This is a genomic window from Rhodococcus sp. PvP016 (assembly GCF_017832185.1).
Lineage (GTDB): Bacteria > Actinomycetota > Actinomycetes > Mycobacteriales > Mycobacteriaceae > Rhodococcoides.
Genome location: NZ_JAFIBH010000001.1, coordinates 707,354 through 727,111 on the forward strand (window position 1 = coordinate 707,354; position 19,758 = coordinate 727,111).

The following is a 19,758-nucleotide window of genomic DNA, read 5'->3' on the forward strand; positions in this document are numbered from 1 at the left end:
GGTGCGGTGACAAGCATCCACCACGCCACCGTTCGAGACGTCGATCCCGTTGCGCTGTACCGCATCCTGCAGTTGCGCACCGAGGTGTTCATCCACGAGCAGGGCATCGTCGGCGAGCAGGAGATCGACGGGCGCGATCTCGAACCCACGACCACGTTGTTCTGGTCGGAGGAGCCGAACGGCGACGTGCTCGCGACACTGCGGGTGCTGCAGGACGAGGTGCCGGCCCACATCGGCCGCGTCGCCACGGCGTCGGCGGCGCGCGGACGCGGGCTGGCGGCCGACCTGGTGCGGGCGGCGATCGAGTTCGCGGGCACCGACGTCGCGATCTCCGCCCAGGCCTACCTGGAGGAGTGGTACGGGCGCTTCGGCTTCGTGCGCACCGGGCCGAACTATCTGGAGGCAGGAATAGACCACCTGCCGATGCTGCTGACCCGTTCCTGACACCAGGAGGACACATGCAGATCGATCTGAGCGGCCGGACAGCGCTCGTCACGGGTTCCACGCAGGGCATCGGCTACGCCATCGCCGTCGGCCTCGCCCGAGCGGGAGCGACCGTGCTGATCAACGGCCGGTCCGACACGTCCGTCGGTGCGGCACTCGACCGCCTCACCGCGGAGGTACCCGACGCGACGGTCGTCGCGGCCCCGGCGGACGTCAGCACGGAGGACGGCACACACGCCCTGGTGCAGGCACACCCCGATGTCGACGTCCTGGTGAACAATCTCGGAATCTTCGGCGCCACACCGGCTCTGGAGATCGACGACGACGAGTGGCGCCGCTACTTCGAGGTCAACGTCCTCGCCGCCGTGCGTCTGATCCGCGCCTACCTCCCGGGCATGAAGGACCGGGGTTGGGGACGGATCCTGTCCATCGCCAGCGACTCGGCCGTCGTGATTCCGGCCGAGATGATCCACTACGGCATGTCCAAGACCGCGCTGCTCGCGGTGTCGCGCGGCTTCGCGAAGGAGGCGGCCGGCTCGGGCGTGACCGTCAACTCCGTCATCGCCGGACCGACGCACACGGGCGGTGTCGAGACCTTCGTCCGCGATCTGGTGGGCGACGAGTTGCCGTGGGACGAGGCGCAGCACGAGTTCATGGTGAAGTACCGCCCGCAGAGCCTGATCCAGCGACTCATCGAGCCCGAGGAGATCGCCAACATGGTGGTCTACCTCAGTTCATCTTTCGCGTCGGCCACCACGGGCGGCGCACTGCGCGTCGACGGCGGCTACGTGGACTCGATCCTGCCCTGACCGTCGGGCCACTCCGCGAGGTCCGCGGCGATACGTGCAGTGCTCTCGAGGAACTCTCGCAGCAGGGCGTCGCCGTCCACGGCCTCCCGCACCGCCGAGTAGGGGAGCACGAACTCGCCGAGATCGCGATCGAAGTACGCCTGCGCCGGCTCGACGGCCGCGGTGTCGAAGCCGTCGGGTTGCGGGTAGGCGTACGAGTAGAAGATGCCCTCCGACGCGCCGCCGGGCCAGTACCCCGCGCTCGACACCTCCTCGTTGTAGGCCTCGTGCATCACCCAGTCGGGGCAGTTGGGAACCCCGCCCGGATGCTGCGCCGCAGGGCGACCCGAGAACCGGGTGACCGCCAGGTCGAAGGCCCCCCAGAAGAAGTGGGACGGACTGGACTTCCCGCGGAACCCGCCGCGGAACGCGGAGAACACCCGATGTGCCGACACCAGCGAGCGCCAGTATCGCGTCATCGCCTCGGCGTCGTAGCTGGCATGAAGGGTGTCCTCGGAGAACGGGATGGCGGGGTCGACCTCGACAGGGGAGCCCATGATCGAGACGTGGACCCCGAGCGATTCGAGGTGGGCGAAGAACTCGTCGTGGAAGTCCGCGACCGTGCGCGGCCGCAACTCCATCTCGCGTGCGTCGCCCCACGTGGTCTCGATGGTCAACCGGTGTCGGAGGAAGTCGAAGCGGATCTCGACTCCGCCGTCGCGGTACGGCATGAGCGAGGTGGTGAGTCCGGACGCATCGACGTAAGACGTCACTCCCCACCAGTGGTTGAGCGGTGGCGCCAGAGCCATGCGCACCTTGCCGACGATCTGCGTCCACATGTGCACGGTGTCGCGGGTGTCCTGCCACGAGTCCACGACGAGTTCCGGCCAGGCATCGTTCGTTTCGGTCACTGCATCCCTTTCACGGAGATATCGGCGCACACGGAGGACGATGGTCCCATGACGACTCTCGCTCCTCTCGGTCTTCACCACGTCACCGCCATCGCGTCGGACCCCGGCCGGAACGTGGAGTTCTACACGCGCGTTCTCGGCCTGCGGTTGGTGAAGCAGACCGTCAACTTCGACGACCCCGGCACCTACCACCTGTACTACGGGGACCACCGCGGCAACCCGTCGTCGCTCATCACCTTCTTCCCGTGGAAGGACGTCGAGCGCGGACGACAGGGAACCGGTCTCGCGACGTCGACGGCGTTCAGCGTTCCGGGCTCGTCGCTGTCCTTCTGGCACGACCGGCTCCGGGAGCTGAACGTGCGCGTCGAGGCGCCGGTGACCCGCGGCGACGACGAGGTCCTGCGCCTGTACGACCACGACGGCATGGTCCTCGACCTGATCGCCTCCGACGGGGACACCCGATCGGGCTGGGACGGCGTGGCGTCGGTACCCACCGAACACGCGGTGCGCGGACTGCACTCGGTCACCCTCACCGAGACGACACTCGACGCGACAGCCGAGCTGCTCACCGACCGGATGAGCATGACCGTCGCCGCGGACGGTACCGCGAGCGCGCGCTTCGCCATGGCCGCGGGCGGCGCGGGCGCGCTGGTCGACGTCGTCACCGATCGCAGCGACCGTGGTCTGCAGGCAGGCGGCACCGTCCATCACGTCGCCTTCCGTGCGCCCGACCACGAGACGCTCACCGCCTGGCGCACCGAGCTGATCGACAGCGGAGCGCACGTCACCGAGATCCTGGACCGGCAGTACTTCCAGTCGATCTACTTCCGGGAGCCGGGCGGCGTGCTGTTCGAGATAGCGACCGAGGCGCCGGGCTTCGACGTCGACGAGCCACTGCTCGAACTCGGGCGCTCGCTGAAGCTGCCGCCGTGGCTCGAGCCGACGCGAGAACAGATCGAGCAGAATCTTCCGGCACTCCCGGTGGAGGACGCGTCGTGACGTGGACACAGGTGACCGACGGCGAGACGCTGACGGCGATGTTCGGCACGCCGAGCTTCCGCGCCGCTCACAAAGATCGCCCCCGGCTGCATCCTCTCGATCGCGACTTCCTCGCGGCGTCGCCGTTCTGCCTGGTGGCCACGGCGGACGAGACCGGACGGTGCGACGTGTCGCCGAAGGGAGACCCGCCCGGCTCGCTGGTACACGTCCTCGACGACGCCACCATCGCGCTGGCGGAGCGGCCCGGCAACAAGCGGATGGACGGGTACCGCAACGTGTTGAGCAACCCGTTCGTGGGGCTCGACTTCCTGGTCCCAGGACGCGGGGACACGCTGCGCATCAACGGCCGCGCACGGCTGATCTCCGACGCGCCGTTCTTCGACGACCTCGTGGTCAAGGGGCACCGCCCGATCCTCGCGCTCGTCGTCGACATCGAGCAGGTCTTCCATCACTGCGCCAAGGCGTTCCTGCGGTCCCGGCTCTGGGAGCCGGACACCTGGAATCCGTCGGTGCTGCCGACGGTCGCCGAGATCTCCAAGACGCTGATCCCCGACTCGCCGGAATCGCTCGAGGAACTGCGGGCGTACTACGGGCCGGCATACGAGGAGTCGCTGTACCGGTCGTAGATGCGCTCCGCGCCTGTGCGCCTTTTGCGCATCCAGGCATACGCAAAAGGCGCACGGGCGCGAAGCGCACTGGGTAACGTCCCACCCGTGGCGGACGCAACGTTGTCGGTGCTGATCTACAGCAGCCACTCCTCCACGCGCGCGCTCGTCCACCAGGCGCTGGGCCGCCGCCCACACCCAGACCTGCCCGAGATCGAGTATCTCGACGTGGCGACGGCGCCCGTCGTGATCGAGCACCTGGACCGCGGCGGTGTCGATCTGGTGATCCTCGACGGCGAGAGCGCACCCGTCGGCGGGATGGGCCTCGCGAAGCAACTGCGCGACGAGATCGACCCGTGTCCACCACTTCTCGTGCTCACCGGCCGCCCCGACGACGCGTGGTTGGCCACGTGGTCGCGTGCCGACGCGTCGGTGTCGCACCCGATCGACCCGCTCGAACTCGGCCGCGCCGTGGTGGGACTGCTCCGCAACCCTGCCTGAGGCCCCGCCGGATCTCCGATCCGCAACACCGGCGGATCACCGATTCGCGACGATTGTGACCCCGAGTCACCAAACCGGACCCATCGCGACGAAAAAGTCCTACTGTGTGGCACAGATCACCTCGAGGCGTAGGGCGGTTCCGGTCGGAACCCACGACACGGGCAGGAGTTCGAGTGGCATGAACGCATATGTGCCGGTCCTCGTTCTCGGCGCGATCGCGGTCGCCTTCGCGCTGTTCTCGGTCCTCGTGGCATCGGAAGTGGGACCGAAGCGATACAACCGCGCCAAGCTCGACGCGTACGAATGTGGTGTCGAGCCCACCCCGCAGCACATCGGCGGCGGTCGTTTTCCGGTCAAGTTCTACCTCACCGCAATGCTTTTCATCATCTTCGACATCGAGATCGTGTTCCTGTACCCGTGGGCTGTCCACTTCGAGGCACTGGGTGTGTTCGGTCTCGCCGCGATGGCCCTGTTCATCGTCAACGTTTCCGTCGCCTACGCATACGAGTGGCGTCGTGGAGGTCTCAGCTGGGACTGATCCACTCGCCGTGGAAGAAGTGATCGCATGGGATTGGAAGAGAAGCTGCCGAGCGGCTTCCTGCTGACCACTGTCGAAGGCCTCGCCGGCTTCGCCCGCAAGGGGTCTCTGTGGCCCGCGACCTTCGGACTGGCGTGCTGTGCGATCGAGATGATGTCGACGACGTCCGGCCGGTTCGATCTCGCCCGATTCGGTATGGAGGCCTTTCGCGCCTCGCCCCGCCAGGCCGATCTCATGATCGTCGCAGGCCGGGTGAGCCAGAAGATGGCGCCGGTGCTCCGGCAGGTGTACGACCAGATGGCCGAGCCGAAATGGGTTCTGGCGATGGGTGTCTGCGCGTCCTCGGGAGGAATGTTCAACAACTACGCCATCGTGCAGGGCGTCGACCACGTGGTACCGGTCGACATCTATCTGCCCGGCTGTCCGCCGCGGCCCGAGATGCTGATCAACGCCATCCTGCAGTTGCACGCGTCGATCCAGGCGATGCCGCTGGGTGTCGACCGCGAGAGGGCCATCGCCGAGACCGAGAAGGCCGCGCTGAGTTCCCCGTCCGTCATCGATGCGAAGACGCTGCTCCGATGAGAGCGCGGGGCATGTTCGGGGTACGCGGTTCGGGCGACACGTCGGGATACGGCCGACTGGCGCCGCCGAAACCCCGACACGACAACGCGAGTCGGCCGTTCGGTGGGAACCACGACGTCGTGGCGGACGCACTGGAGTCGGCGCTCGCGGCTCGGGGCGAACGCTGGGACGACGCCGTCGAGCGTGCCGTGCTCCACCGCGGAGAGCTGACTCTGCACATCGCGCGTACGCACCTGCCCGCTGTCGCGTCCGCGCTACGCGACGACCAGGCACTCCGCTTCGAACTGTGTCTCGGCGTCAGTGGTGTCCACCAGCCCGGCGAGACCGGGCGCGAGCTGCACGCCGTCTACCATCTGCAGTCGATCACGCACGGTCGTCGGGTGCGTCTCGAAGTGTCTGTGCCGGAGTCCGACCCGCACATTCCGTCGCTGTGCGGCATCTACCCCACCACCGACTGGCACGAGCGCGAGACGTACGACTTCTTCGGTATCGAGTTCGACGGGCACCCGTCCCTGACCCGCATCGAGATGCCCGACGACTGGGTGGGGCACCCGCAACGCAAGGACTACCCGCTGGGCGGCATCCCGGTGGAGTTCAAGGGCGCGCGGATCGCGCCCCCCGATCAGCGCAGGTCGTACAACTGATGACACTCGAGAAGGACCACACCACGCCGACCGTCTACACCGCGTCGGGTCAGGACTGGGACGAGATCGTCGACCTGGCCGGCACTGCCGGTGAGGAGCGCATCGTCGTCAACATGGGACCGCAGCACCCCTCGACACACGGGGTCCTCCGCCTCATCCTCGAGATCGAGGGGGAGACCGTCACCGAGGCGCGGTGCGGAATCGGCTACCTGCACACCGGTATCGAGAAGAACCTCGAGTACCGGAACTGGACGCAGGGCGTCACCTACGTGACGCGGATGGACTACCTGTCACCCTTCTTCAACGAGACGGCGTACTGCCTCGGCGTGGAGAAGCTGCTCGGCATCACCGACGACGTGCCGGAACGCGCGACCGTGATCCGGGTGTTGCTGATGGAGCTCAACCGCATCTCCTCGCACCTGGTGGCCCTGGCCACCGGCGGCATGGAACTCGGCGCGGTCACCGCGATGCTCTTCGGATTCCGGGAACGTGAACTGATCCTCGACATCTTCGAGACCATCACGGGCCTGCGCATGAATCACGCGTTCGTCCGGCCGGGCGGGCTGGCGATGGATCTGCCGGCCGACACCGTGCCGAAGATCCGGGACCTGCTGCACCTGTTGCCGATCCGCCTGCGCGACATGAGCGCGATGCTGGACGACAACCCCATCTGGAAGGGGCGCACCCGCGGCATCGGGTATCTCGACCTCACCGGGTGCATGGCGCTCGGAATCACCGGTCCGGTGCTGCGTGCCACGGGGTTGCCTCACGATCTCCGTCGCGCAGAGCCCTACTGCGGGTACGAGACCTACGAGTTCGACGTGATCACCGAGCAGGAGAGTGACTGCTACGCCCGGTATCTCATCCGTGTCGACGAGATGAGCGAGTCGCTGAAGATCGTCGAACAGTGCCTCGACCGACTGGCGCCGGGGCCCGTGATGGTGTCGGACAGGAAGATCGCGTGGCCGGCGGACCTGGTCTCGGGCCCCGACGGACTGGGCAATTCCCACGAGCACGTGCAGAAGATCATGGACGGATCGATGGAATCGCTGATCCACCATTTCAAGCTCGTCACCGAGGGCATCCGCGTGCCCGAGGGACAGGTGTACGTCGCGGTGGAGTCGCCCCGCGGCGAGCTGGGTGTGCACATGGTCTCCGACGGCGGGTCCCGGCCCTACCGGGTGCACTTCCGGGATCCGTCCTTCACCAATCTGCAGGCTGTCGCGGCGATGTGCGAGGGCGGCATGGTGTCCGACGTGATCGCGTCCGTGGCGAGCATCGATCCCGTGATGGGTGGGGTGGACAGATGAGCACACGGGAACCGGTGGCGATACCCTTCGGACCTCGTCCGGAGGAACGCGTCCAACTCGTGCGACCCGGCGCCCGGCGTACCTACCCCGAGGACGTGCTGGCCCGCCTCGAGGCGGACGCCGCCACCATCGTCGCCCGCTACCCGCGGGCCCGGTCCGCGATCATCCCGATCCTGCATCTGCTCCAGGCCGAGGACGGGTACCTCACCCCCGCTGCGATCGACTTCTGTTCGCACACACTCGACCTCACGGGTGCCGAGGTCGCGGCAGTGGCGACGTTCTACTCGATGTACCGCCGCGAGCCGACAGGCGACTACCTCGTCGGCGTGTGCACCAACACCCTCTGCGCCGTGATGGGCGGGGACGCCGTCCACGAGGCCCTCGTCGACCACCTCGACGGCGTCACGGACGGCACCGTGACCCTGGAACACATCGAGTGCAACGCCGCCTGCGACTACGCACCGGTGGTGATGGTGAACTGGGAGTTCTTCGACAACCAGACGCCCGAGTCGGCGCGCACGCTGGTCGACGAACTCCGCGCCGGGCGCCCGGTCACCCCGACGCGCGGTGCGACGCTGTGCACCTTCCGCGAGACCTCGCGCATCCTGGCGGGCTTTCCCGACACCCGACCCGGCGCGCTCGACGCCCCGACCGCCGGCGAGGCGACGCTGGCAGGCCTGCGTGTCGCGCGGGAGAAGGGCATGCGCGCCCCCGATCACGCGGAACCCGACGCGGCGGCGACAGCCGAGCCGCCGACGGACTCCACCCCGGACAAGCCTGCCCCCGCACCCTCCGCCGACGTGCCGCACACCGACGGCGCTGCAGCGAAGGAGGCCCGGCCGTGACGCTCACCCCGGTTCTGAGCCGCTACTGGGACGAGCCCGAGTCCTGGACTCTGGACACCTACCGCCGCCACGGCGGATACGACGGTCTCGCCGCAGCCCTGGCGATGACACCCGACGAGGTCATCGGCACGGTCAAGGACTCCGGCCTGCGTGGCCGCGGCGGCGCCGGCTTCCCCACCGGCACGAAGTGGAGCTTCATCCCCCAGGACGGCCCGACACCCGCGGACCAGAGCGTGCCGCACTACCTCGTGGTGAACGCCGACGAGTCCGAGCCGGGCACGTGCAAGGACATGCCGCTGCTGATGGCCACACCACACGCGCTGGTCGAGGGGATCGTCATCGCGGCGTACGCCATCCGCTCGTCGCACGCCTTCGTCTACCTCCGCGGTGAGGTGGTGCCGGTGCTGCGGCGGCTGCAGGCCGCGGTCGCCGAGGCCTACGCCGCGGGGTATCTGGGCACGGACATCCAGGGCTCCGGGTTCGATCTGGAACTCGTCGTCCACGCGGGGGCGGGCGCCTACATCTGCGGCGAGGAGACCGCGCTGCTCGACTCGCTCGAGGGGCGTCGCGGCCAACCCCGGCTGCGGCCACCGTTCCCCGCCGTGGCAGGCCTCTACGCGAGCCCTACCGTCGTCAACAACGTCGAGTCCATCGCGAGTGTGCCGACGGTCCTGGCGCGCGGAACGCAGTGGTTCCGCTCGATGGGCAACGAGAAGTCACCCGGCTTCACGCTGTACTCCCTCTCCGGCCACGTCACCCACCCCGGACAGTACGAGGCGCCGCTCGGTATCACGTTGCGCGAGTTGCTCGAGCACGCGGGCGGTGTGCGCGCCGGGCACACGCTGAAGTTCTGGACACCGGGCGGATCCTCCACCCCGATCTTCACGGCCGAGCACCTCGACGTCCCGCTGGACTACGAGGGCGTGAGTGCCGCGGGATCGATGCTCGGCACGAAAGCACTCCAGATCTTCGACGAGACGACGTGCGTGGTCCGCGCGGTCCGTCGCTGGAGCGAGTTCTACGCGCACGAATCGTGCGGGAAATGCACCCCGTGCCGCGAGGGAACCTACTGGCTGGTGCAGATACTCGCGCGCCTCGAGAACGGCACCGGATCGGAGGGTGACCTGCAGAAGCTGCTCGACGTCGCCGACAGCATCCTGGGAAAGTCGTTCTGCGCGTTGGGGGACGGTGCGGCCAGCCCCATCGTCTCGTCGATCGCCCACTTCCGGGACGAGTACGTGGCGCACGTGGAGCACGGTGGATGCCCCTTCGATCCGCACCTCTCCACCCTGATGGCAGGACAACTGACATGACCGCGGTGCAGAACGACGGCGCGCGCGCCGACACGACGGTGGACATCACCCTCGACGGCGTCCCGATGTCGGTCCCTAAAGGCACCCTGGTGATCCGGGCGGCCGAGATGCTCGGTGTGCAGATCCCGCGGTTCTGCGACCACCCGTTGCTCGACCCGGTCGGCGCGTGCCGGCAGTGCCTGGTCGACGTCGAGGGTCAACGCAAGCCCCTGGCGTCGTGCACCACCACGGTGTCCGACGGCATGGTGATCCGGACGCAGCACAGCTCGGAGATCGCCGAGAAGGCGCAGCGCGGAGTGATGGAACTGCTGCTGATCAACCATCCGCTGGACTGCCCGGTGTGCGACAAGGGTGGCGAGTGCCCGCTGCAGAACCAGGCCATGTCCACCGGCCGTACCGAGTCGCGGTTCACGGAGACCAAACGTACGTATCCCAAGCCGATCCCCCTGTCGACCGAGGTGCTGCTGGACCGGGAGCGGTGCGTCCTCTGCGCCCGGTGCACACGCTTCTCCGAGCAGATCGCCGGCGACCCGTTCATCGATCTGCTCGAACGCGGTGCACTGCAACAGGTCGGCATCTACGGCGCCGAGCCGTTCGAGTCGTACTTCTCCGGCAACACCGTGCAGATCTGCCCGGTGGGGGCACTCACCAACACCGCCTACCGATTCCGGGCGCGGCCCTTCGACCTCGTGTCCACTCCCAGCGTCTGCGAACACTGTGCCAGTGGGTGCGCCCAGCGTACGGACCATCGCCGCGGAAAGGTGTTGCGTCGGTTGGCCGGCGACGATCCCGAGGTCAACGAGGAATGGAACTGCGACAAGGGCCGCTGGGCATTCGCGTACGGCACGCTGCCCGATCGCCTCGACACCCCACTGGTCCGACGCGGAGCCACCCTCGAGCCCGCATCGTGGTCGGAGGCGCTGGCGGTGGCCGCTCGCGGCCTGACGGCGGCCCGCGGACACGCCGGGGTGCTCACCGGTGGCCGTCTCACCGTCGAGGACGCATACGCCTACAGCAAGTTCGCGCGGATCGCTCTCGGCACGAACGACATCGACTTCCGAGCCCGCCCGACGTCCGAGGAGGAGACCGACTTCCTGGCCGCTCGCGTGGCCGGCCGCGGAATCGACGTCACGTACGCCGCACTCGAGGCAGCACCGACCGTCGTCCTCGTGTCCTTCGAACCGGAGGAGGAGAGCCCCATCGTCTTCCTCCGCCTGCGGAAGGCAGTGCGCGGGGGACACACTCGCGTACTGACACTGGCGCCCTTCGCGTCGCCCGGCACCACGAAGCTGAGAGCCGACGTGCGTCCCACGGTGCCGGGGACGGAGGCGGCGGGGCTGGCGGACCCGGACGTGCTCGAGCAGCTGCGCGTGCCGGGCGCGGTCATCCTCGTCGGCGAGCGCGCGGCGTCGAGCCCCGGCACCCTCGCCGCGGTCGCGCGCACCGCCGACACCACCGGCGCCCGCGTCGCATGGATCCCCCGCCGTGCCGGCGACCGCGGCGCCCTCGACTCGGGTGCGTTCCCCACCCTCCTGCACGGTGGTCGCCGGGTGGACGACTCCGCGGCTCGGCACGCGGTGGCCGCGGCGTGGGGTGTCGACGATCTGCCGGCGACACCGGGCCGAGACACGGTCGGCATCCTCGGCGCCGACCTTCGCGCGCTCGTCGTGGCCGGTGTCGAACTCGACGATCTCCCCGATCCCGACGCGGCCCGCGCCGCGCTCGACAGAGCCCCCTTCGTCATCGCCCTGGACCTGCGCAGCAGCGAGGTGACCGACCGGGCCGACGTCGTGTTCCCGGTCGCCGCCGTCGCGCAGAAGGTCGGCTCGTTCACCACCTGGGAGGGCCGCCGGCGCACGTTCGGAGCAGCACTCCCGACGCCGTCCATGATGGCCGACCTGCGGGTCCTCGACGCGATCGCCACCGAGATGGGTCACCGCCTCGGACTGCCGGACGCCGACGCGGCACGCCGCGAACTCGACGCGGCCGGGTCGGCACCCGGATCACCCGATGTCCGAGACCGCGGCAGCGCGTCACCGACCGCCCTCGGCGCAGGCACCGCCGTACTCGCCGGCTGGCGGATGCTGCTCGATGCCGGACGGATGCAGGACGGGGAGACCGATCTCGCCGGCACGGCGCGGAGCCCCGTCGCCCGGCTGTCGCCCGCGACCGCCGCCGACGCCGAGGTGTCCGACGGTGAGCCCCTGACCGTCTCCACCGACTCCGGGTCGATCACGCTGCCGCTCCGCGTCACCGCGATGCCGGACCACGTGGTGTGGCTGCCGTGGAACTCGGCACCGTCCCGAGTGAGTGCGACCCTCCGCGTCGCGCCCGGTGCCGTCGTTCGTCTCTCGGCAGGAGCACCGTCATGACCGACCTCTCCGTCTTCGGGATCGACCCACTGTGGCTGGTCGTCGCCAAGGCGCTCGCCGTCTTCGGCTTCCTCGTGCTGACACCGCTGATCGCGATCTACGCCGAGCGCAAGGTCATGGCCTGGATGCAGATGCGCATCGGCCCCAACAGGGTCGGGCCCTGGGGCATCCTGCAGAGCCTCGCCGACGGTGTGAAGCTCGCCCTGAAGGAGGGGATCGTCCCGAAGGGCGTGGACCGTCCGATCTACCTGCTGGCACCGATCATCTCGGTCGTCCCCGCCTTCATGGCGTTCGCCGTCATCCCGTTCGGCCCCACCGTGTCCGTGTTCGGGCACATCACGCCGCTCCAGCTCACCGACATGCCCGTCGCGGTGCTCTACATCCTGGCGGTGACCTCGATCGGTGTGTACGGCATCGTCCTGGCCGGGTGGTCGTCCGGTTCCACGTATCCGCTTCTGGGAGCGCTTCGCTCGACCGCACAGGTGATCTCCTACGAGGTGGCCATGGGGCTGAGCTTCGCGGCGGTGTTCCTCTACGCGGGCACCATGTCGACGTCCGGCATCGTCGCCTCGCAGGAGCGCCTGTGGTTCGTCGTGATGCTGCTGCCGTCGTTCCTCGTGTACGTGACGTCCATGGTGGGCGAGACCAACCGCGCTCCGTTCGACCTTCCCGAGGCCGAGGGCGAACTGGTCGGTGGATTCCACACCGAGTACTCGTCCCTCCGGTTCGCGATGTTCATGCTCGCGGAGTACGTCAACATGGTCACCGTCTCGGCGCTCGCGACCACGCTGTTCCTCGGTGGCTGGCGCGCCCCCTTCCCGATCAGCCTGTGGGACGGTGCGAATCAGGGCTGGTGGCCCGTGCTCTGGTTCACGATCAAGGTGTGGGGATTCCTGTTCGTCTTCGTCTGGCTCCGCAGCACCCTGCCGCGCCTGCGCTACGACCAGTTCATGAACTTCGGGTGGAAGGTGCTCATTCCCGCTGCGCTGCTGTGGATCATGGTCATCGCCGCCGTGCGCGTCCTCCTCCTCGACTCCCCGCACGTCCGGCCGGTCACCGTGGTGGTGTCACTGCTGTACACCGCCGCCCTGATCGCCGTGCTCGCCCGCACGCTGCGCCGTGGTCGCCTGGAGCGGACCCACTCCGGTACGACGGCGGACCAGCACGGGGTCGATGCCTCGGCCGGCGGGTTCCCCGTGCCTCCGATGCCGGACCGCTCACCCGGTCCGGCCAGCCCTCGACCCATCGCGAAGGAGACGACCGATGCCTGAGGCACCCCGTTCCATGCGGCCGACCCCCGGTCTTCCCGGCCCTGTCAAGGGTTTCGGCGTCACGTTCGCCACCATGTTCAAGAAGCCGGAGACGGAGTCGTATCCGGAGGAGAAGGTGCCGACGGCGACGCGGTACCACGGCCGTCACCAGCTCAATCGCTACGCGGACGGCCTGGAGAAGTGCATCGGCTGCGAACTGTGCGCATGGGCGTGCCCCGCCGACGCCATCTACGTCGAGGGTGCGGACAACACGGAGACCGAGCGGTACTCGCCCGGTGAACGGTACGGGCGCGTCTACCAGATCAACTACCTGCGGTGCATCGGCTGCGGCCTGTGCATCGAGGCGTGCCCCACCCGCGCCCTGACCATGACCAACGAGTACGAGATGGCCGACGACAACCGCGCCGATCTGATCTACGAGAAGACCGATCTGTTGGCCTCGCTCGCCGAGGGGATGGACGCGCCCCCGCACGCCATGGCCGACGGCGCCACCGACGAGGACTACTACCGCGGGGCCGTCACCACCCGGCGGGAGGCGGACCGATGATCGTCTCGACCTCCGAGGCCATCGCTTTCTGGATCCTCGCCCCGCTCGCTCTCATCGGCGCGCTGGGCGTCGTGGCGTCGGCGAAAGCCGTGTACTCGGCGCTGTTCCTGGCATCGACGATGGTGGTGCTCGCGATCTTCTACATCGTCCAGGGTGCCGTCTTCCTCGGTGTCGTCCAGATCGTGGTCTACACCGGCGCCGTGATGATGCTCTTCCTCTTCGTGCTCATGCTCGTGGGAGTGGACTCGTCCGACTCGCTCGTCGAATCGCTACGGGGACAACGCATCGCGGCAATAATCGTGGGTCTCGGTTTCGGTGTCCTGCTGATCGGGGGGCTCGGCAACGCCGCGCTGAGCGACTTCCGCGGTTTCACCGCGCAGTCGCCGGCGAACGTCGAGGGGCTCGCCGAGCTGGTGTTCGTGCGCTATGTGTGGGCCTTCGAACTCACCGGAGCGCTTCTCATCACCGCCACGATCGGTGCCATGGTGCTGACCCACCGGGACGCCATCGGCCGCACCAGAACTCAGAAGGAGTTGTCGCAGGACAGGTTCCGCTTCGGAGACCGAGTGACACCGTTGCCGAGCCCGGGTGTCTACGCACGCCACAACGGTGTGGACCGGCCCGCTCGTCTCCCCGACGGCAGCGACGCCGAGTCGTCGGTCAGTCGGCAGTTCCGCGACGGGCCGAGCCGATGAACCCGGAGTACTACCTGTACCTGTCCGCGGCCCTGTTCACCATCGGTGCCGCCGGTGTCCTGCTGCGCCGCAACGCCATCGTCGTCTTCATGTGCATCGAGCTGATGCTCAACGCCGCGAACCTGGCCTTCGTGACGTTCTCGCGGATGCACGGCGGCCTGGACGGCCAGGTCTTCGCGTTCTTCACGATGGTCGTCGCCGCCGCCGAGGTGGTGGTGGGCCTGGCCGTCATCATGGCGATCTTCCGCTCCCGTCGATCGGTCTCGGTCGACGACGACAGTCTGTTGAAGTACTGACATGGCGACGACTCTGGTTCTGCTGCCGCTCATTCCCCTCGCCGGAGCCGTCGTACTGCTGCTGGGTGGACGCCGGGGCGATGCGTGGGGCCATCTGCTCGCCTGCGCGGCGATGCTCGCGTCGTTCGCGCTGGCCGTCGCCGCCTTCGTCGACATGGCCGGACGGGCGGAGGAGGACCGCGCGCTCTCGCAGACGGTCTTCACCTACGTTCCGGTCGAGTCGCTGCAGATCGAGTTCGGTCTCCGCCTCGACCAACTGTCGGTGTGCTTCGTCCTGCTCATCACCGGCGTCGGAACTCTGATCCACGTGTACTCGATCGGGTACATGCGGGACGATCCCGCGCGCCGCCGCTTCTTCGCGTACCTCAACCTGTTCGTGGCCGCCATGCTGCTCCTGGTCATGGCCGACAACTTCCTCGGCCTGTACGTCGGATGGGAGGGCGTGGGCCTCGCGTCGTACCTGTTGATCGGGTTCTGGTCGACTCGGCCGTCGGCCGCCTCTGCCGCGCGCAAGGCGTTCGTCGTCAATCGTGTCGGCGACATCGGACTGGCCGTCGCGCTGATGATCATGATCTCGTCCGTCGGATCCGTCTCGTACGACGACGTGTTCGCCGGGGTCGACGGCATGGGCGGTGGCACCGCGACCGCCCTCGGACTCGTGCTCCTGCTCGCCGCGTGCGGCAAGTCGGCGCAGGTGCCACTGCAGTCGTGGCTGGGAGACGCGATGGAGGGTCCGACGCCCGTCTCGGCGCTCATCCACGCCGCGACGATGGTCACTGCCGGTGTGTACCTCATCGTCCGGTCCGGGCCCGTCTTCGAGGCGTCCCCGGCGGCCCAGAACGTCGTCGTGCTGGTCGGCGCCGTGACGCTGCTCTTCGGAGCCGTCATCGGCTGCGCGAAGGACGACATCAAGAAGGCCTTGGCCGCATCGACGATGAGCCAGATCGGCTACATGGTTCTCGCCGCGGGACTCGGCCCCGCCGGCTACGCCGTCGCGATCCTGCACCTGCTCACGCACGGATTCTTCAAGGCCGGCCTGTTCCTCGGCGCCGGGTCCGTGATGCACGCGACGAACGACGAGACCGACATGCGGCGGTACGGCGGACTGCGCACCGTCCTGCCGATCACCTACGTCACGTTCGGGCTGGCCTACCTCGCCATCATCGGTGTCCCACCGTTCTCGGGCTTCTTCTCGAAGGACGGCATCATCGAGGCCGCGATCGACGCCGGCGGTGTGAAGGGTGCGGCGCTCGGCGCGGCCACCCTGGTCGGCGCGGGACTGACCGCCTTCTACATGACGCGGGTCATGATCCTCACGTTCTTCGGCGAGCGGCGCTGGCGGAGCGGAGTCCACCCGCACGAAGCGCCCGCGAGCATGACCGGCCCGATGATCGTGCTGGCCGTCGGATCCGTCGGTGCCGGTGCGCTTTTCGCGATCGGCACCCGGCTGGAGGGATGGCTCGCCCCGGTCGTCGGTGAACACGAACCCGCACATCTCGTACCCGTATGGGCCGTCACCCTCGTGGTGCTGGTGACCGTCGCCTCGGGAGTGGGCGTGGCCGTGCGCATGTACGGCCGATCGGCGATCCCGGTGACCGCACCCACGGGGTCGGTCCTCACCGCGGCCGCCCGCCGAGACCTGTACGGGGACGCGGTGAACGAGGCCGTCTTCATGCGGCCGGGTCAGCGAGCGACGGCCGCGGTGGTCACCGCCGACCGCGCCGGCATCGAGGGCGTGGTGCGTGCCGTCGCCACCGCGGTCCGGGTGTCGTCCACGCGACTACGCCGGTGGCAGAACGGGTTCGTCCGGTCGTACGCCCTCTCGATGTTCGCCGGGGCCGTCCTGGTGGTCGTCGCCCTGACCGTGGCACTGGGAGTGACGCGATGACCGACCTTCCCGTGCTGACCGCGCTCTGGCTCGTGCCGCTGATCGGAGCGCTGGCAGTGATCGCCGTGCCGCCCCGCCGTTCCCCGGCCGCCCGCGCGGTGGGACTCGCGACATCGTGCATCGTGCTGCTTCTCGCCGTGCTGTGTGCGATCGGATTCGAGCCGGGTGCGCCGGGATACCAGTTCGTGGAGGAGCACGCGTGGATCCCGAGCTTCGGTGCGGGCTACACACTCGGGATCGACGGCATCGCACTGACTCTCGTACTGCTGACCGCGGTCCTGGTCCCGATCCTCCTGCTGGCCGGGTGGAACGACACCCCGTCCGCGCCCCGCTCCCGCCGCACCCACACGTATGTCGCGTTGATCCTCGTCGTCGAGTCGATGGTCATGGTCTCGTTCGTCTCCCTCGACATCCTGCTGTTCTACCTCTTCTTCGAGGCCATGCTCGTGCCGATGTACTTCCTCATCGGCGGCTTCGGCCGTGATGCCGGACGAGCGCGTTCCGCCGCGGTGACGTTCCTGCTCTACAACCTCGCGGGCGGGCTGGTCATGCTGGCGGCCGTCATCGGCCTGTACGTCGTCACCGCGTCCGACGCGAGTCCCTTCTCGGCGGGCACGTTCGACCTACGCGCCGTCGCGGACGCCGCGGCGGCCGGCGAACTCGGCGCCTCGCCCGGCGTGCTGAACGCGTTGTTCCTGGGCTTCCTCGTGGCGTTCGCCGTCAAGGCGCCGCTGTGGCCGCTGCACACCTGGTTGCCCGGCGCGGCGACCGAGAGCACCCCGGCCACCGCGGTGCTGATGATGGCCGTCGTCGACAAGGTGGGCACCTTCGGGATGCTGCGGTACTGCCTGCAGCTGTTCCCGGAGTCGTCGGCGACCTTCGCGCCGATGGTGATCACGCTCGCCGTCGTCGGAATCGTCTACGGCGCGGTGCTGGCGATCGGCGCGACCGACATCATGCGCCTCATCGCGTACACCTCCATCTCGCACTTCGGTTTCATCATCCTCGGCATCTTCGCCATGACGAGCCAGTCGCAGGCCGGGTCCGCGCTCTACATGGTGAATCACGGGATCGCCACGGCCGCACTGTTCCTCGTCGCAGGGTTCCTCGTCACCCGGCGCGGGAGCGCGCTCATCGCCGACCACGGGGGTGTGCAGAAGGTGGCACCGGTGCTCGCCGGCACGTTCCTCGTCGCCGGACTGGCCACGCTGTCGCTTCCCGGACTCGCACCGTTCGTCAGCGAGTTCCTGGTACTCGTCGGGACCTTCCCGCGCTACGGCGTCGCGGCGGTGATCGCGGCGTCGGCACTGGTGCTCTCGGCGATCTACGTGCTGTGGCTGTATCAACGGGTGATGACCGGGCCCGTCGCCGTCGGCTCGGAACGGATCCGCGATCTGGTGCCGCGCGAGATCGCCGTCGTCGCTCCGCTTCTCGTGCTCGTCATCACCCTCGGCGTGTACCCGAGACCCGCGCTGGACGTCCTCACGCCGGCCGTCGAACGCACGTCGGTCGAGCAACTCGAGACAGGAGTGGCCGCACCATGACCATCGACACCCCGTCCCTCGAGTACAGCCTCCTGTCGCCCATGATCATCGTGTTGGCGGCCGCGGTGATCGGCGTCCTCGTCGAGGCGTTCGTTCCCGCCGATCGGCGCCGCGTCACCCATCTCGTGCTCGCCCTCGGCGCACTCGCGGCAGCGTTCGTCGCCGTCGTCGCGCTGGCCGGAACCAGCACCGTCGCTGCGGTGGGGTCGGTGGCCGTGGACGGGCCCACACTGTTCCTGCAGGGGGTCATCGTCGCCGTGTCCGCAGCGTCGGTGGCACTGATGGCGCATCGCTCGTCCGACCATCCCGAAGTGGCTGCGGTCGACGCCTTCACGCCCGCCGCATCGACGGTGCCGGGCACGGTCGCCGAAGCCCGTGCCGTCACCGCACGGGTCACGCGGACGGAGATCTACCCGCTCACCTTGTTCGCAGTCGGCGGCATGATGGTGTTGCCCGCCTCGAACGATCTGCTGAGCATGTTCGTCGCGCTCGAGGTGCTCTCGCTCCCGCTGTACCTGCTGTGCGGTCTCGCACGCCGTCGTCGTCTGCTGTCCCAGGAGGCGTCGCTCAAGTACTTTCTCCTCGGGGCGTTCTCGTCGGCCTTCTTCCTGTTCGGCACGGCGCTGCTCTACGGCTACGCGGGCAGCGTCCGACTCGACGACATCGCCGATGCGGCCGACGGAGACCAGATTCTCGGCGTACTGGGGGTCGGGCTCGTGGCCGTCGGCCTGCTGTTCAAAGTTGGTGCGGTGCCGTTCCATTCGTGGATTCCCGACGTGTACCAGGGCGCACCCACTCCCGTGACCGCGTTCATGGCGTCGGCCACGAAGGTGGCGGCGTTCGGCGCGCTGCTGCGCATTCTCGTCGTGGGCGTGCCCGATCTCCAGGACGCGTGGCGGCCGATGCTGTGGGCCGTCGCCATCGTCACCATGCTCGTCGGAGCCGTGATCGCGGTGACTCAGACCGACGTCACGCGCATGCTGGCGTACTCGTCGATCGCCCACGCGGGCTTCATCCTCACGGGTGTCTCCGCGGGAGCTGCCGGGGTGTCCGCCACGCTGTTCTACCTCGCCGCCTACGCCTTCAGCACACTCGGCGCCTTCGCCGTGGTGTCCCTCGTACGGGATCAGGGCGGCGAGGTCACCGAACTGTCCCGGTGGGCGGGCCTCGGACGATCATCGCCCCTGACCGCAGCGGCCTTCGCGCTGTTCCTGCTCGCCTTCGCGGGCATCCCGTTGACGAGCGGCTTCACGAGCAAGTTCGCCGTCTTCCAGGCCGCGCTCGAGGACGGCGGTGCCGCCTTGGTGATCGTCGGCGTCGTCAGCAGCGCCATCGCCGCGTCGTTCTACATCCGCGTCATCGTGGTGCTGTTCTTCACCGAACCGGAGGGACCCTCGGCGACGATCACCCACGGAACGGGCGCGACCGTGGCCGTCGCCGTCTCGGTCGTCGCCACCGTGGTGCTCGGGGTCTTCCCGCAACCGCTGCTCGACCTCGCCGAGCGGGCTGCGGCTGCCATTGCCTGACCCCTCCTGCCCCGCCCGCTCCCGGCCCGCCCGCTCCCGGCGCCCGCTCCCGGCGAGCCCGCCCCCGGCGAGTACGTCCGAAGTGTCGTGAACCGGCGCGGAATCGCGACAGTATGTACGTACTCGCGGGGGGATCAGC

The 19,758-nt window shown here is 68.6% G+C and carries 20 protein-coding genes; 19 read left to right on the forward strand and 1 reads right to left on the reverse strand.

The genetic code is table 11. The features are described 5' to 3' along the window. Positions 1 to 6: 6 nt before the first annotated feature. Together JOE30_RS03210 and JOE30_RS03215 are read left to right on the forward strand one after the other, a co-directional pair. Positions 7 to 444: a GNAT family N-acetyltransferase gene (locus JOE30_RS03210; RefSeq protein WP_204869365.1), complete on the forward strand. Its 438-nt coding sequence runs from the start codon at positions 7 to 9 to the stop codon at positions 442 to 444. 14 nt (positions 445 to 458) lie between these two features. Continuing rightward, on the forward strand, positions 459 to 1,253 hold the full coding sequence (locus JOE30_RS03215) for an SDR family NAD(P)-dependent oxidoreductase (protein WP_204869366.1): 795 nt from the start codon (positions 459 to 461) through the stop codon (positions 1,251 to 1,253). Here the strand turns inward: JOE30_RS03215 and JOE30_RS03220 are convergent. Continuing rightward, a complete protein-coding gene (locus tag JOE30_RS03220; protein ID WP_204869367.1) occupies positions 1,229 to 2,143 on the reverse strand; it encodes a DUF5996 family protein in 915 nt (304 codons plus the stop codon). The two genes, JOE30_RS03215 and JOE30_RS03220, sit on opposite strands and share 25 nt — an antisense overlap. Before the next feature lie 48 nt (positions 2,144 to 2,191). Between JOE30_RS03220 and JOE30_RS03225 the strand changes: the two genes are divergently transcribed. From JOE30_RS03225 to nuoN, 17 genes are all read left to right on the forward strand, one after another. Next, on the forward strand, positions 2,192 to 3,142 hold the full coding sequence (locus JOE30_RS03225) for a ring-cleaving dioxygenase (protein WP_204869368.1): 951 nt from the start codon (positions 2,192 to 2,194) through the stop codon (positions 3,140 to 3,142). Then, positions 3,139 to 3,768, forward strand: coding sequence for an MSMEG_1061 family FMN-dependent PPOX-type flavoprotein (locus JOE30_RS03230; protein WP_027506040.1), 630 nt, complete (start codon positions 3,139 to 3,141; stop codon positions 3,766 to 3,768). The genes JOE30_RS03225 and JOE30_RS03230 overlap by 4 nt, the downstream gene beginning before the upstream one ends. Positions 3,769 to 3,855: 87 nt before the next feature. After that, complete coding sequence (locus JOE30_RS03235) at positions 3,856 to 4,248, forward strand: response regulator transcription factor (protein ID WP_204869369.1); 393 nt, start codon at positions 3,856 to 3,858, stop codon at positions 4,246 to 4,248. A 178-nt stretch (positions 4,249 to 4,426) separates the two neighbouring features. Then, a complete protein-coding gene (locus JOE30_RS03240) occupies positions 4,427 to 4,786 on the forward strand; it encodes an NADH-quinone oxidoreductase subunit A (protein ID WP_027506038.1) in 360 nt (119 codons plus the stop codon). Between the two features lie 27 nt (positions 4,787 to 4,813). Continuing rightward, a complete protein-coding gene (locus JOE30_RS03245) occupies positions 4,814 to 5,368 on the forward strand; it encodes an NADH-quinone oxidoreductase subunit B family protein (protein WP_027506037.1) in 555 nt (184 codons plus the stop codon). Continuing rightward, positions 5,365 to 6,012: an NADH-quinone oxidoreductase subunit C gene (locus tag JOE30_RS03250; protein WP_204869370.1), complete on the forward strand. Its 648-nt coding sequence runs from the start codon at positions 5,365 to 5,367 to the stop codon at positions 6,010 to 6,012. Before JOE30_RS03245 ends, JOE30_RS03250 begins: the two co-directional genes overlap by 4 nt. Beyond that, positions 6,012 to 7,322, forward strand: coding sequence for an NADH dehydrogenase (quinone) subunit D (gene nuoD, locus JOE30_RS03255; protein ID WP_204869371.1), 1,311 nt, complete (start codon positions 6,012 to 6,014; stop codon positions 7,320 to 7,322). The genes JOE30_RS03250 and nuoD overlap by 1 nt, the downstream gene beginning before the upstream one ends. Then, positions 7,319 to 8,167 carry an NADH-quinone oxidoreductase subunit NuoE gene (gene nuoE, locus JOE30_RS03260; protein ID WP_204869372.1) on the forward strand — a complete coding sequence of 283 codons (849 nt, stop codon included), beginning with the start codon at positions 7,319 to 7,321 and terminating at the stop codon, positions 8,165 to 8,167. Before nuoD ends, nuoE begins: the two co-directional genes overlap by 4 nt. Beyond that, on the forward strand, positions 8,164 to 9,480 hold the full coding sequence (nuoF, locus tag JOE30_RS03265; RefSeq protein ID WP_204869373.1) for an NADH-quinone oxidoreductase subunit NuoF: 1,317 nt from the start codon (positions 8,164 to 8,166) through the stop codon (positions 9,478 to 9,480). Before nuoE ends, nuoF begins: the two co-directional genes overlap by 4 nt. After that, a complete protein-coding gene (locus JOE30_RS03270; RefSeq protein ID WP_204869374.1) occupies positions 9,477 to 11,852 on the forward strand; it encodes an NADH-quinone oxidoreductase subunit G in 2,376 nt (791 codons plus the stop codon). The genes nuoF and JOE30_RS03270 overlap by 4 nt, the downstream gene beginning before the upstream one ends. Continuing rightward, entirely contained in the window at positions 11,849 to 13,123 is a 1,275-nt protein-coding gene (gene nuoH / locus JOE30_RS03275) for an NADH-quinone oxidoreductase subunit NuoH (RefSeq protein WP_204869375.1), read from the forward strand. The genes JOE30_RS03270 and nuoH overlap by 4 nt, the downstream gene beginning before the upstream one ends. Then, positions 13,116 to 13,670: an NADH-quinone oxidoreductase subunit NuoI gene (gene nuoI / locus JOE30_RS03280; RefSeq protein ID WP_239532469.1), complete on the forward strand. Its 555-nt coding sequence runs from the start codon at positions 13,116 to 13,118 to the stop codon at positions 13,668 to 13,670. The genes nuoH and nuoI overlap by 8 nt, the downstream gene beginning before the upstream one ends. Continuing rightward, the gene (locus JOE30_RS03285) at positions 13,667 to 14,365 is read left to right on the forward strand and encodes an NADH-quinone oxidoreductase subunit J (protein ID WP_204869376.1); all 699 of its coding nucleotides are present in this window, start codon (positions 13,667 to 13,669) and stop codon (positions 14,363 to 14,365) included. Before nuoI ends, JOE30_RS03285 begins: the two co-directional genes overlap by 4 nt. Beyond that, on the forward strand, positions 14,362 to 14,661 hold the full coding sequence (nuoK, locus tag JOE30_RS03290) for an NADH-quinone oxidoreductase subunit NuoK (RefSeq protein ID WP_056440973.1): 300 nt from the start codon (positions 14,362 to 14,364) through the stop codon (positions 14,659 to 14,661). Before JOE30_RS03285 ends, nuoK begins: the two co-directional genes overlap by 4 nt. Before the next feature lies 1 nt (position 14,662). Next, positions 14,663 to 16,549 carry an NADH-quinone oxidoreductase subunit L gene (gene nuoL / locus JOE30_RS03295; protein ID WP_204869377.1) on the forward strand — a complete coding sequence of 629 codons (1,887 nt, stop codon included), beginning with the start codon at positions 14,663 to 14,665 and terminating at the stop codon, positions 16,547 to 16,549. Then, entirely contained in the window at positions 16,546 to 18,093 is a 1,548-nt protein-coding gene (locus tag JOE30_RS03300; RefSeq protein WP_204869378.1) for an NADH-quinone oxidoreductase subunit M, read from the forward strand. Before nuoL ends, JOE30_RS03300 begins: the two co-directional genes overlap by 4 nt. Then, positions 18,090 to 19,619, forward strand: a complete 1,530-nt coding sequence (nuoN, locus tag JOE30_RS03305) for an NADH-quinone oxidoreductase subunit NuoN (RefSeq protein ID WP_204869379.1) — start codon at positions 18,090 to 18,092, stop codon at positions 19,617 to 19,619. Before JOE30_RS03300 ends, nuoN begins: the two co-directional genes overlap by 4 nt. The last annotated feature ends 139 nt before the right edge of the window (positions 19,620 to 19,758 follow it).

Bases quoted from the DNA above. Each gene is read 5' to 3' on its own strand.
- JOE30_RS03215 (WP_204869366.1), top strand. From the start codon at position 459: ATGCAGATCGATCTGAGCGGCCGGACAGCGCTCGTCACGGGTTCCACG.
- JOE30_RS03225 (WP_204869368.1), top strand. From the start codon at position 2,192: ATGACGACTCTCGCTCCTCTCGGTCTTCACCACGTCACCGCCATCGCG.
- JOE30_RS03240 (WP_027506038.1), top strand. From the start codon at position 4,427: ATGAACGCATATGTGCCGGTCCTCGTTCTCGGCGCGATCGCGGTCGCC.
- JOE30_RS03245 (WP_027506037.1), top strand. From the start codon at position 4,814: ATGGGATTGGAAGAGAAGCTGCCGAGCGGCTTCCTGCTGACCACTGTC.
- JOE30_RS03250 (WP_204869370.1), top strand. From the start codon at position 5,365: ATGAGAGCGCGGGGCATGTTCGGGGTACGCGGTTCGGGCGACACGTCG.
- nuoD (WP_204869371.1), top strand. From the start codon at position 6,012: ATGACACTCGAGAAGGACCACACCACGCCGACCGTCTACACCGCGTCG.
- nuoE (WP_204869372.1), top strand. From the start codon at position 7,319: ATGAGCACACGGGAACCGGTGGCGATACCCTTCGGACCTCGTCCGGAG.
- JOE30_RS03270 (WP_204869374.1), top strand. From the start codon at position 9,477: ATGACCGCGGTGCAGAACGACGGCGCGCGCGCCGACACGACGGTGGAC.
- nuoH (WP_204869375.1), top strand. From the start codon at position 11,849: ATGACCGACCTCTCCGTCTTCGGGATCGACCCACTGTGGCTGGTCGTC.
- nuoI (WP_239532469.1), top strand. From the start codon at position 13,116: ATGCCTGAGGCACCCCGTTCCATGCGGCCGACCCCCGGTCTTCCCGGC.
- JOE30_RS03285 (WP_204869376.1), top strand. From the start codon at position 13,667: ATGATCGTCTCGACCTCCGAGGCCATCGCTTTCTGGATCCTCGCCCCG.
- nuoK (WP_056440973.1), top strand. From the start codon at position 14,362: ATGAACCCGGAGTACTACCTGTACCTGTCCGCGGCCCTGTTCACCATC.
- nuoL (WP_204869377.1), top strand. From the start codon at position 14,663: ATGGCGACGACTCTGGTTCTGCTGCCGCTCATTCCCCTCGCCGGAGCC.
- JOE30_RS03300 (WP_204869378.1), top strand. From the start codon at position 16,546: ATGACCGACCTTCCCGTGCTGACCGCGCTCTGGCTCGTGCCGCTGATC.
- nuoN (WP_204869379.1), top strand. From the start codon at position 18,090: ATGACCATCGACACCCCGTCCCTCGAGTACAGCCTCCTGTCGCCCATG.